Origin of the sequence: Paenibacillus sp. FSL M7-1455, from assembly GCF_038004655.1 — a bacterium.
Lineage (GTDB): Bacteria > Bacillota > Bacilli > Paenibacillales > Paenibacillaceae > Paenibacillus_AQ > Paenibacillus_AQ cookii.
Window position 1 is genome coordinate 5501478 of sequence record NZ_JBBORO010000001.1, and the last position, 12875, is coordinate 5514352.

General features: G+C 34.4%; 9 protein-coding genes. 1 reads left to right on the forward strand and 8 read right to left on the reverse strand.

The window, feature by feature from the left end; genetic code table 11:
• Positions 1 to 41: 41 nt before the first annotated feature.
• From NYE48_RS25275 to NYE48_RS25310, 8 genes are read right to left on the reverse strand one after another with little or no spacing between them, the layout of a single operon-like run.
• A complete protein-coding gene (locus NYE48_RS25275) occupies positions 42 to 1307 on the reverse strand; it encodes a glycosyltransferase (protein ID WP_341000315.1) in 1266 nt (421 codons plus the stop codon).
• Between the two features lies 1 nt (position 1308).
• Positions 1309 to 2451: a class I SAM-dependent methyltransferase gene (locus tag NYE48_RS25280; protein ID WP_341000316.1), complete on the reverse strand. Its 1143-nt coding sequence runs from the start codon at positions 2449 to 2451 to the stop codon at positions 1309 to 1311.
• A 3-nt stretch (positions 2452 to 2454) separates the two neighbouring features.
• The gene (locus NYE48_RS25285) at positions 2455 to 3669 is read right to left on the reverse strand and encodes an ABC transporter ATP-binding protein (RefSeq protein ID WP_341000317.1); all 1215 of its coding nucleotides are present in this window, start codon (positions 3667 to 3669) and stop codon (positions 2455 to 2457) included.
• An 11-nt stretch (positions 3670 to 3680) separates the two neighbouring features.
• Positions 3681 to 5990, reverse strand: coding sequence for a glycosyltransferase (locus tag NYE48_RS25290; RefSeq protein ID WP_341000318.1), 2310 nt, complete (start codon positions 5988 to 5990; stop codon positions 3681 to 3683).
• 12 nt (positions 5991 to 6002) lie between these two features.
• Positions 6003 to 7670: a glycosyltransferase family 2 protein gene (locus NYE48_RS25295; protein ID WP_341000319.1), complete on the reverse strand. Its 1668-nt coding sequence runs from the start codon at positions 7668 to 7670 to the stop codon at positions 6003 to 6005.
• A 23-nt stretch (positions 7671 to 7693) separates the two neighbouring features.
• The gene (locus NYE48_RS25300) at positions 7694 to 8194 is read right to left on the reverse strand and encodes a hypothetical protein (RefSeq protein ID WP_341000320.1); all 501 of its coding nucleotides are present in this window, start codon (positions 8192 to 8194) and stop codon (positions 7694 to 7696) included.
• The gene (locus tag NYE48_RS25305) at positions 8191 to 9456 is read right to left on the reverse strand and encodes an ArnT family glycosyltransferase (protein WP_341000321.1); all 1266 of its coding nucleotides are present in this window, start codon (positions 9454 to 9456) and stop codon (positions 8191 to 8193) included. The genes NYE48_RS25300 and NYE48_RS25305 overlap by 4 nt, the downstream gene beginning before the upstream one ends.
• Entirely contained in the window at positions 9446 to 10246 is an 801-nt protein-coding gene (locus tag NYE48_RS25310) for an ABC transporter permease (RefSeq protein ID WP_341000322.1), read from the reverse strand. The genes NYE48_RS25305 and NYE48_RS25310 overlap by 11 nt, the downstream gene beginning before the upstream one ends.
• Before the next feature lie 102 nt (positions 10247 to 10348).
• On the opposite strand from NYE48_RS25310, the gene NYE48_RS25315 reads away from it, so the two are divergent.
• A complete protein-coding gene (locus NYE48_RS25315; RefSeq protein WP_341000323.1) occupies positions 10349 to 12808 on the forward strand; it encodes an O-antigen ligase family protein in 2460 nt (819 codons plus the stop codon).
• Positions 12809 to 12875 lie beyond the last annotated feature (67 nt).

Consider the following 12875-nt stretch of genomic DNA (forward strand, 5'->3'; position numbering starts at 1 on the left):
CTTGGGTCCCGGAAAAGTCCATATACGCATAATATTAAAAGTTATATACCAGAAGTTGATGTTTTTACAATTCTCTCCATAATCCTTACAGAATAATAAATTCCTCTCCAAAAGAACCATTTAATCTCATTCAATAAATTCACCTTCATGTGAGGATGATTAGCTGACTTAATAAATAGTTCTAAATCTTTAACGGCATTAGACCAATAATATCTAGATTTATTATAATTCTGTGGTTTTCTTAAAATTAACTTTTCTATAGCTTCTGCTACTGCTTGGGCATCATTAGTAGGTACTGTAATACCTAGACCATGTTCTTTTACTATTTGCGAGAACACATCACCTTCAGATGCAACAATTGGAAGATTACACCAAATATAATCTAAAATTCTAGTTCTATAAGAAAACCTAGTTTCCAAATGGTTTTCATGAAGCGAGACACCAACACTTGCTTCAAGTAAATAATGACTTCTTTTTTCGTATTCAACCCATTCATTAAATATGACGGTTCCTTCTAAATCCAAATCCCTTGCCATCTGCTTTAATAACTTAAGCTTGCTAGGTTCTCTTCCGTTAGGAGGCTTTACTCCGATAAAAATACATTTAATATTACTTATTTTATTTTTTAATAGTCTAACTGCTTTTAGTAAAGTCTCAGGATCTAACCAATCCCAGATTCCTCCACCCCAAACTATTAAAACATCGTCTTCCTTAATTTCAGGATGTTTTTGACTAATTGGGGTCTCTGATCTTACTGGTTCTTCTTCTGGAATGCCAAAAGGGACAATTCCGATTAAGTTATCAATTTTACCCTGAATTTGATGATACCTTTTAACATTAATTCGCCCTACAGAGGTAAGCATTCCTAACCAGTAATCCACCTGTTTTTCAGAGGCACAAAAAAAATAATCCCCAATTTTTAATTGTTCGCTCAACATGATTAGGGTTGTTTTATAAAGAATCCCGCTTTTCATACTATTATCTTTGTACACTTCCAAATTTTCCAAATGAAAAGGGTCATAGAGATCTACAGCAATTAATTTTTTAAGATATTTAATTACAGGATATTTCCATAAAGTCATGCCTTGTAGTATAATTACATCGGCCTTTTTCCCATATTTAACAATATTTCTAAAATTCAATGTATCCGTCGTTAAATTCTGGTTATAAAGTTCTATATATTTAGGAGCCAGAAGAACAACTTGATTTTTTTTTGCTAACTGGCATGAAATCTCCCAATATCTGATTGATGGGCCAGCCATCCTTTTTCCAATAGGGGTAGGGGAAATGATTAATATATTTTTCATATCAACTTTTCCATTCAAGATATTTGCTAAGAATCTTTGAATTACGTATTTTTTTAACTACTTCTACTTCAGGTAAGAGCGATTCAATTTCCTCCTCTAAATCCCTTATTTTCCTTTGTTTATTATTGCACTCTATTTTTTTGTTTTCCAACTCTATATTTAAGTTATCAAACATTGCTTTTTGTTGTTTATAACTTTCTTCTAATTGGCTGTATAAGTTCTTTATCTTAGTCATCTCTTGTTCAAATTGACGATTATTATTATCATTTTCATTTTTCATATAATCTATATGACTCTCTAATTCTTGAAATTGCTTATCCTTTTTTTCTATTATTTTTTCAAGATCTGTAGAGTATTGTTGTTGCAGAACCAATGATTCCTTTAATTGATTTACTTCTCTCTGCAAGTCAATTTTCTCTTTTTTTACACTTTCTAAAGTATCATAGATATTTTTAAAACGGTTTTCTTCATTTAGTAACACCGCTTTAATAATAAATTGATAGGTGTTAGACTCCTTGTTAGTTGTATTGATAAAATTTATTAGATTCTCCGGATATTTATGCAATACTGAAGAAAATTCGGTATTTTGTGGTAGAATCGTAACTCTAGAAACTACTTTAGGCAAGAAACCACTTTTCTCAAAGAGCTCCAGAGCTGTTTCCTTTGTGAAGAATTTCAAATGCGTGTTATCGAGTAACCCTATTTTTTGATATTCGAAAACTCCATTAATCAAATTAAGGACAATTGACATATGAGCTATGTTTGGAATAGAAGCTAAAACTTGTCCATCTGACTTTATTAAATACTTACATTTCTCCAATACAAGTTCTGGCCTTTTTAAATGTTCCAAAACATCTGCAAATACTATATAGTCAAAATCTTCACTAGGAAAGAGGTTCAAAAGATCTAAGTTCTCAATATCGCCTACGATAACTTCGCTACAATAGCGTCTTGCTTGTTCTGCTGCCCACTCATCTATTTCAATACCAATAACTGTACAATTTTTCTCTTCTACTAATATTTTTGACATATAACCAGTAGCACATCCGAACTCTAATACCTTTGAACCTGACTTTATAAGCTCAATAACATGAGAAGCCGAGTTGTTCGAATTTTGATTCACATCGTAACCATATTTGAACATCCTTTACCCCTCCCAAGTATGATCAAGTAAAAATAACCCTTCACCCTTGTATGAACTACTAACTACATTAAAAGATGAAATATTTGATTTATAGTCTAATCTCCCAATTGCCTCTTTTTCAAAAAAACCGACATGTATATGATATGTGCCTGGAAGAAGTCTTAAATTATCATAATGTATTCTCAGTTTGTTTATCCCCATACACGAGGATATTTTATACCCATCTAACTTGGTATTTAAACCACAAATATAAGCACCCGCTGGGGTATATATTGCAACCCCTGCTACAATATCTCTTATTTCTTTCAGAAGCTCATATTCAACTTCTATAGTCATGGGTTCTAATACTTCAAACTGTTGCTTTTTCTTATGGCCTTTATACTCAAAAAAGCTAGCCTTAAGTATAATAAGTGGTTGTTCAACTTGAATATCTTCGGTTTCCCTATTTATAGAATCTTTATTATCTATATCAGAAATGTCAAGATCACTTTTCTTCTTCATGAAATCTTCAAACTCGGATACAACATGAAGCGGGTCCCCCTGCTGTATAATTTTCCCGTGATCTAACCATACAGCATAATCACAAATATTTTTAACTGAGTACGTATCATGTGTTACATAAATAATAGTTTTACCACTTTCTTTAAAACTTCTGATTTTTTCAATACATTTTAATTGAAAATAGAGATCACCAACGGCAAGAGCCTCATCTACTATCAATATATCAGGGTCAATGTTAATTGCGGCTGCAAAAGCCAATCTGACAAACATACCCGAGGAGTAGGTTTTTACCGGTTTATTAATGAACTCCCCTATTTCAGCAAATTCCTGAATTAGTGGTAAACGCTGGTCCATCTCTTCCTTAGTAAAACCTTGGATAGCACCATTCATATAAACATTCTCTATACCTGTAAACTCAGGATTAAATCCTGCTCCTAACTCTAACAATGCAGAGATTCTTCCGTTTACTTTTACTTCTCCTACATTGGGTTTGAGAATTCCACAAATCACTTGCAAAAGAGTGCTTTTTCCACTTCCATTTTGTCCTACGAGTCCTATAGTTACTCCATTTGGTATCTTCAGGCTTACATCATTCAATGCATGATACTCTTCGTAAAATTTCCCCCCATCAAAAAAGAGCTCTTTCATTCTATCTAGAGGCTTACTATACGTCTTGAATATTTTACTTACATTTGTAAGTTCTACTGCATAGCTCATATAAAAACACCTTACCTATTTTTCAATTTCAACAAAAATAACAAAGCCCTTTTGGCTAATTTTGAAACAAATTCATTTCTCTTTACATAATTTATAAATCTCCATCCTAAGGTATTATAAATCAATTGCAGCTCATGCTCTCTTAATTGAAGCTCTCGCTCTAGATGTTGATTCGCACTGTTATTTTTGTTAATACTTTCATAAATTTCAAAATTAGAAAACCGAATACGGTTCTTATTATACGTATAAGAATTATTGTTAATATGTTTTTTATAGAGCATATCATATTCATAACTCATGCGGCTTATCTCATTAACCTGCATTTTCATTACATTATCTTTAACTATCTTATAATTGTTTTTATCACTAATTATATTTGTAATGACTTGTATTAACTCATTTGAATTCAAATTTTGGACTTTCCAACCATTTATTTCTTCTTCGACTCTTGAGCCTAATGCGCCCCTATCATTAACTAGTACTGGAATTCCTGCTGACCAAGCTTCTGATAATGTAAATGAAAATGTTTCCGGTACTACCGAAAGCAAACAAACTAAATGAATATTTGCTTGGTTTAGCAACTCAGTTATATTGGAACGGTTATACTGTCCCATTTTATATAAATTTCCCTTTTTCAGCTCATTTATTATAGGATCATGTATTTCACCGAATAAAAAATAGTTAATACCAAGTGAAGAATTAGTTTTATTAATGACGTCCGCAATAATATTGCTGCCTTTATGTTTTGCAAAGTTACCCACAAAAGCTATATTGAATGAATCCTCCGGTAAAGCATGAGACTTAGTTCCGTTATACTTTTCAATCCCATGCTCAATAATTGTATATTTTATATCGTTCGATATAAGATCATATTCTTTGCTGAAAAATTCATATACTGATTTTGAAGGGAAAATAATCAAACTCATTTTTTTTAGATTTTGTTCAACATGTTGTTTCCATGTTTCACGAAAATTTGTACCGTAACCCATCTTAAAGTGAAGACAATTTTGACATATTACTTCATTCTTCTTATTAAAACAATAGTCTCCTTTTTCATCCATTAATAGAATTGAGGGGCATATAAGATGGTAGTCATGGGCTGTAAAAAGCACTGGAATATCATACTTCACACACACATCTAATAAGTCAAAGGTATGTCTTTGAAAATGATGTACATGTACAATATTTATTTCAAAACTATTTACTATTTTTTCAAACAAAATACGATATTCATCTGAATAAAAAGTATGGGTCTCTATAGGATTTTTCAAATAAAAATTATAATTCAAGACCGAGCCATTGCAGAACTCTTTTAACAACACTCTTCTACCGTTAGTTGTAAGTGTATAAATATCATATTGGCTGTTTAAAGACTGAGATAAATCCGCAACATGATACTCTGTCCCTCCTCTTTTAAAGAGCCAATCTTCATCGATAGTATTATGTGTAACATATAATATTCTATTTTTCTTTGTAGGATTCGTTTTCATTCGTCGTTGAATATTATCAACTAATCTGAACACATCATTAGCTTTTAAAAATTGATCTACTCGATCAAAATAATAAGGATATTTTTTTCTAAGTACTTCTGAATTTTTGGTAATAAGTTCCGCCTTTTCAGCTTTAAACGACATTGATCCTTTATGATAAATAAAGACGTCATCAGCCAATACATTAATATATCCATGTTCAATGACCCGACAACAAAAATCATTTTCTTCCCCATAACCCATATTAAAGTTCACGTCGTCAAATAATCCTATTTCCTTGATAATGCTTCTTTTTATTAACATGCAAAATCCAACTGCTGTAGGTATAATGGGATATTCTTTAAAGGATATCTTCTCGATAAATTCGGAAAAACTACTTACTGAATAACCCTCAGGTATATCATTATCTTGTCCAAACAAAGGTACCGAACAAATTGTTCCGTTGTTTGTAAATGGGGTTACTGTAGCTATTCTATGAGAAGAGTAAGCGCACTGATCTAATTTCGATAACCATCTAGGAGTAACTTCAGTATCACTGTTAAGAAGAATTACGTCATTATTAGAGTATTTCATGCCTCTATTTACAGTTGAAACGAAGCCCATATTACTTTCATTATATAACGCATGAACATGATCATATTTATCATTTAAAAAGCCGATATAATCACGAACTCTTTGGTCAGGACTGCAGTCATCTATCAATATTAATCTATAATTCTCATAATCTGTTGTATTTTTAATTATTGACTCTACACAAGCTACTAACTCATCATAAGCATTATAAATAGGTATGATTACATCGTAATATCGCTTTGCATCTAAAGTATGCATAAAAATTCCCCTTTAATCATTAAGTGTAATCTTTCCATCTCGGTACGTTATATTTGGATTAATGAATTGGTCTGTTTTAGGTATTCTTCCTTTCCACTTTTCAACAAAAGGGGCATCTATATAAGTACATGCACTACTATAATGATTGGTTGATATAAATTTAATAAAAGGATGATATATATTGAATTTTCCCTTATACAGTACGTAGAATAAAAAGTCTCTCATACTATATTCTTCACTTTCACTTTTTAAATATTCAGCAAGAAGTTCCGTTTTGATCATAAGACTTTTATCAAACCAAATACTAGTATTTTGAATTCTTCTTACTCTTCCTAAATATCCAGTTGCATCATGTTCATCACCATAGTCGGCATACATAATTGATAAGTTCTTACCTGTAAAACAATAGTAACCACCACTGTATACTATTTTATTATTCTCAGAAACCACCTGCCCGCACACACCTGCAATATCATGGCGGTTGGCATAAGGAATCATTTTTTCTAACCACTTTTCGGTGATAGGACTTAAATCCAAATCTAAAATAGTTATTAAAGAAGCCCGGCATTTCACTGCTTCTGATAGTACACATTGTAAAATGTTGTTATCATTAATTAATACAACATCTGAATTGTTTTGGGCTAAACTCTCATGGCTAGTAAAAATGACCATCTGATAATTAGTATAAGTAATTGTTTTTTCTAATTTCCTGATTTTTTTTTGCAAGCTATCATTGTTATCACCATTAAAAAACACAGCCAAAAAAATTCTAGAGGAGTTGTTGACCTTGAATATAGGAATGTAGTTACCTCTGATATTAGGATCCTCATCCACATGTATGCATGGCAAGTTTCTTCGTTGTAATGATTGCAGAACTGCTAATCGTCCACGATCATATGCATAACCTTTACTGTCTACTTCAACAGCCGTTGAACCCGGTATCATTCTCCAATGGTAAAGTATCCTAGGAATATGAGCGATCCGATTTGTTCTTTCAGTGAATCGCAATAAGAGATCATAATCCTGAGCCCCTTCAAATCCTTTTCGAAAACCTCCAATTAAATCGACAATTTCTTTTCTGTATACTCCAAGGTGACCTATATACATAAAAGAAAATATCATTTCTGGATTCCATCCGCCTTTAAAAGCCGGATAAATTCTTCTTCCATCAAGCAATTTTTTATCTTCATCTGAGTAAATCAAGTCAAGTTTCGGGTCTCTATTAAGTAATTTCACAACCTCGTATAAAGCGTCTTCAGTTAGTTCATCGTCGTGATCTAATAAAGCAATGAATTCACCCTCTGCTTGTTTTAAAGCAGCATTAGAAGCTTCTGATATATGAGCATTTTTTTCTAATAAAACAACCTTTATTTTCTCACTTTTTTTGCTTAATAAGTAATCTTGTATTTTTTTATTAGTAGAGGCATCATCAACGATACATAACTCCCAATTAGTATAACTTTGTTTTTCAACTGAATTAATGGCTTTTTCCAACCATTCTATTGAAACATTATAAACAGGCATAATTACTGAAATTAATGGTCGATATTGAATTTTTTTTTCTTGGATCGCAGTTGTTTTATTTGCTAACCATTTATTATAAGTTTCAGCATCATCGGGATGTCCAATGTTCGCTCTTTTATTGAATCTCTTAAGCACTCTATAAATTTTATCTAACATGAAAATCTCCTAATTATCAAAGATTAATTTATTACAACATTAGACAGAGTGAATTTTTGATTATCTTCTACTGGATCAATTCTGATAGCTTGAATTGGTGTAATAGCATACTTTAATGGAAGCTTAATGTTAAGATTATTTTCTCCTTCTTTTATCGGAACTCTTATAGAATGAATTTCGTTAAATCCATTGTCTTCTATAGTTTGAAAAAATAACTGAGATACTGTCGAGTGTTCTGCTTTAATAATGAAGCTAACTTTATTTATAAAGATTTGTGTCCCTGGAAAGTTAAGAATCATAGATGGATCATTATTTTGCCCTTCAGCGGATAACTTACCGTTATTAAAATTGGCATCTATGACATTAACTATTTCAAAATCCTTTAGTTGCGGTTTAATATATTGATAACTTACCGTTTCTCTCTTAACCAAGTCCTTTATCGTACCCGCTATTCCTGTATTCCAGACTAAGATAATAAGGACTAATACGATGAGGTAAAAAAAACTTTTTCTCTTTATGCTCATAGTCTCTCCTTATTCCGATTCAAAAAATACGCTGCCATAAACACACTTAACAAACATACAACAGGTAAACCATATCGAGGATTTACCAAGAAAGGCAATGAGAATACAATATGGTACATTATAAGTAAAATTAATGGGTGGGTTAAATTCTTTTTCAGAACTAATTTAATCAAATTAAAAAGACCAAATACTGCTACTACTATTGCCAGAAGCATATTAAACACCTTAAAAAATGTAGCTGTCAGTCCTTCTGATTTAGAAAAACCGATTAGGTCTCCATAAGGAAAAAACCAATAATACTGATTCCCCACCAATAATCTTCCTACTTTTTTCACATCCCAATAGATGTACTCCATAAAATTGTTGCGGATATTATTCATGGCGACTTTTTGCAGTCTAGTATCCCCCTCACTTTCAAGATGAGTATAGGGGGTGGTGATTTCAAGGGTTTGATAATCCTTCCCTCTATAAGGCGGCTCGTCCCCCTCGGTGTCAGGCCGAGATCCTAAATAAAGTGCGGCCCCACTGCCATTGCTTATACTTAACTTGTTAAACAGCAAGTAGTTTTTGGTAATCACTGGTGAAATTACTATAAAAAAAACAAATAGATAAATTAAGCTTTTTTTCACAAAAATCTTTTTTCCGAGTCTATTATCATAAAAAGTTAGACAAATAAATAATGGAGCTATCAATAACATTGATCTAGTTAATGTGGACAATCCCAATAATAGTGCGGATAGTATTAGCTGTTTTATGCTTTGCGAGTCCCTCTCTTTAAGTAAGTAATATATACCTAGAAATAAAAGAAACATATATAATGGTTCAGTTAGTAAAGTAGGTGAAATCTCGATAATAGGATAGTAAATAGCAACAAAAAAGGCAGCAAAAACACCAACTCTGACATTAAAGGTTTTTACGCCAATTTTGTAAACTATAAATATTGTCAATACTGAGATGACTATGTTCACTAGTCTTATAAATAAAATTGGTTGACTAGTAACACCTGATAAAAGATAAATATAAAAAGAGTTAAGTGGTGCTGTCCATAAGGATTGTTCACTAATAAATGCTCCAAATAAGCCTTTTGTTTTTATCAGTTCAGACATGTTGTAATATACATTTTCGTCTGGATAATACCTAATTAAATCACTTGCATTTAATGGAATCGGTGTACTTATAAAATGAAAGAGCCTAAAGATAAAACCGAGTACCAAAACTAGGCACAGTTGTAATCTGCTGTTTTTTACCAATTTAAAGAACATCAGCGAAACCATCCTTTAGTCTATTAAATATTTTCAATCCCATAACTAGAGTTAGTATTGAAAAAAATGCAACATATAGAAAACTTGAAATATTCATTGGTTCATTTGTAGATAATAAAGCAAATCGAAAACCACTAATGAAGTGGTATACAGGGTTAATTTCAAGAAAGAATCTATATTTCTCGGGAATAATTGATATAGGATACACGATCGGTGTGAGATAAAACCAAATGTTTAAAAAAATTGAAACAAATTGGGCAATATCTCTTAGATATACATTTAAAGCAGATAAACTAAGTGCAAGACCAAATGCGAAGATCCCCATCATTAGGATATAGCATGGTAGCAGAATTACTTTTAAACTTAATGCTATACCGAAAACTCCAAGTAAAATAAAAACAATAACTAAAAATACTAGGAACGAAAACAGACTCGACAATGTGTTTGAGAGAATAATCCAACGAGTATCAACTATTGTTTTCTTTATCAAAGACGAGTTATCTAAGAGGGAATTAGTCCCCCTAACCAATACCTCATTAAAAAACATCCAAGGAACTAAGCCAGATATCAGCCAAATAGAAAAATTCATTCCACCAAATTCAGGGCCTAGTTTTGCTTTTAAAACAAAAGAAAAAACAAATGTATAGATCAAAACAGTCATGATTGGCTGAAAAAAGAACCAAAACAACCCAAACATAGAGCCGACGTATCTTTGTTTGATATCACGAATTAACATGTTTTTTACTAAATACTGATTGCTTCTATAGGAAATAACTAGCTTCCTAATCACTATATTCCACCTCATTGATATGTCTAGTCTAAAATAATGTTCTCCTTAGTTTATTTTATGTTAAAATATTGTCGTATCTTCACAAAAAGGAGAATGGAAACTTTGTCTAATCCAGTATACGGTAAACAGGCTAAAAGGTCGAGTAACGTCGAGAAAAAGCCTGCGCTTCTTTGGGTGTTAATTGTTGCCATGATAGCATATTTATTTTGGACTCCCTTTCAAGTAGCGCTTTTTAATGGTCAGATGTTAGAGTTCGAAAAGCCCTTATTTTGGGCAATTGCCTTCGGTTCAGTATTGCTGTTCCTATGGATCGCCAACTATTACAAGAGCTTTAAACTTAATGAGCAGCGAGACTGGCTCCCCTTAGCAGTACTATTGCTGCCTATTACATATCTATTGTCGTATTTTGGGGCCGCTTCGCATTATTTGGCGATGAATATGGTGCTTGTCGAATGTCTGTATGCCATCATGTTCATTATTAGCATCTATCTGCTCCAGGACCAGAGAGCCAATAAGATCATTCAAACGACGATCATGACGGTCGCGTATATTATTGTATGGTTCGGTTTTCTAAACTGGTTCGGTCATGGAAAATTTGCAGGAACGCTTATCGTCTGGTTTTCGAATGGTGTGCTGAACGGAAAATATACGGATGCGGTGATGACGGACTCCAACGGGTTGCGTCTGACCTCCGTCTTCCAGTATGCCAATACATATGCGGCATTCCTCATGGCATTTTTGTTTGCTGCCGTATTCTGTCTGATTCGCTCGAAAAAATGGTACGGGCAAGCCATTCACGGATTTATGCTGGTACCGATTATCGTGTCGATATTGCTCACGCTTTCCCGCGGCGGTCTGGTTATGCTGCCAGTCGTATTTGTTCTTTTACTGCTATTCCTGAAGCCGGCGAAGCAAATTCTTTGGGTCGTATATTGTGCAATCGCTGGCATAGCTTCCCTCGCCATCTCCAAAGAGGTTACCGATCTGGGACTTCAACTGAACCAAAAATTCGAGGCTGGCGGAGCAGCCAAAGCATGGGCATTCCTCTTAATAACATCCGTTGTGGTGGCAGTGATCGGCTGGGCCATTCAAGCATTTCTTGCACCTAAAATGGAGCAGGGCTTGGCCAAGGCTTCAGCCAAAAAGCTTGCCAATCTGTGGATTCCGGTCGGATCGGTGATCGTGGTTGGCGTTGTAGCCTTTTTGCTTATCGGAACCAGCGTACGCAATATTTTGCCGGAAAACGTCAGCACGCGACTTGAGAACATTAACTTCAATCAGCACAGCGTGCTGGAGCGGATTACGTTCTATAAAGACGGCATGAAGGTCGTGAAAGATTACCCGGTTCTCGGTGCCGGCGGCGGCGCTTGGGCTGCATTGTACGAGAAGTATCAGAATAACCCGTACACAAGCCGTCAGGCGCATAACTTCTTCGTTCAGTACTTGTTGGAAGTAGGGATTGTCGGTTTCGTTATTTTCATGGCATTTGTCCTGTTTATTTTCTATAAATATATTCGCGGATATATCCAATCGGATGCTGAAAGAAAAGATTCATATTTTCTGTACCTCATACTGACTTTGTCCATTCTTATTCACAGTATTCTAGACTTTAACATGAGTTACGTATTTATCGGGATGCTGGTGTTCATTGGTCTTGGAGGCATGGCCGCTGCCATGGACAGCAAACCTTTGAAGAAGATTGCCTGGAAAACAGAGGGCGCAGGATGGATTTATAGTTTGGTAGTCGGCATTTGCGGAATCGTCGTGCTGATTACTTCGGTTCGCTTTGTGCAGGCAAGCAATGCCGGTCTGGAAGCCCGAAAAATAGCGCAAACGAGCACCTCTTATGAGGAAATCAAAGCCGCCTTGGATAAAGACTTGAAGATTCGCCACACTCATCCGGATTCCGTACTGTTGATGTCTTCGCTGTATCAATCGGTGTATAAACAGACCCAAAACGACGATTTTTACAATGCGGCGAATTCTCTCCTGACGGACGCGCTCAAAAAAGAACCTTATAACAAAAGCATGATCAACCGCCTCATTACCAACTACCAGCTGAAAAATGAAAATGATAAAGCCTTTGAAACGCTGGTTGCAAACGCACCGAAATTCAACTGGGATATCGAATGGTATGAAAAAATGATTACGCAAGGTTATGAGCTGGGTTATACGGCGCTTGGCCAAGGCGATACTGCTGCGAAAGAGAAGTACTTTAAAGCGGGGATTGCAGCCTTTGAAAAGGTTCAAGCCGGTCTCAAGCATCTGGCTACATTGCCCAAAGGGCAAATGGCTGGACGTCCGTTCTCCAACTCGCCGGTTATGATCCTTGACGCCGGAAAAATGTACTACATGACCAACCAACTGGATAAAGCTGCTGAGACGTTAAAAATGGGTATCGCTCAGGATTTCAGCGATCCGACAAACCGCGAAATTGCCCATTGGTATATAGCGGCATTGATGAAGCAAGGTTCGAACGACCAGGCTGTGTATGACCAACTCGTTAAAGCCGATCCGACAGAAAAAGAGTCGATTGAAAAATTAGTGCAAATCAATTTTTAATTAGGGCTTGCTGAACACTTAAAAAAACAACAAAAACCGCATAACAACAAGGATTCTAAGGCCCATT

Excerpts from the sequence above, each read along its gene's own strand:
- NYE48_RS25305 (WP_341000321.1), bottom strand. The coding sequence starts at position 9,456 with ATGTTCTTTAAATTGGTAAAAAACAGCAGATTACAACTGTGCCTAGTT.
- NYE48_RS25300 (WP_341000320.1), bottom strand. The coding sequence starts at position 8,194 with ATGAGCATAAAGAGAAAAAGTTTTTTTTACCTCATCGTATTAGTCCTT.
- NYE48_RS25280 (WP_341000316.1), bottom strand. The coding sequence starts at position 2,451 with ATGTTCAAATATGGTTACGATGTGAATCAAAATTCGAACAACTCGGCT.
- NYE48_RS25285 (WP_341000317.1), bottom strand. The coding sequence starts at position 3,669 with ATGAGCTATGCAGTAGAACTTACAAATGTAAGTAAAATATTCAAGACG.
- NYE48_RS25290 (WP_341000318.1), bottom strand. The coding sequence starts at position 5,990 with ATGCATACTTTAGATGCAAAGCGATATTACGATGTAATCATACCTATT.
- NYE48_RS25275 (WP_341000315.1), bottom strand. The coding sequence starts at position 1,307 with ATGAAAAATATATTAATCATTTCCCCTACCCCTATTGGAAAAAGGATG.
- NYE48_RS25295 (WP_341000319.1), bottom strand. The coding sequence starts at position 7,670 with ATGTTAGATAAAATTTATAGAGTGCTTAAGAGATTCAATAAAAGAGCG.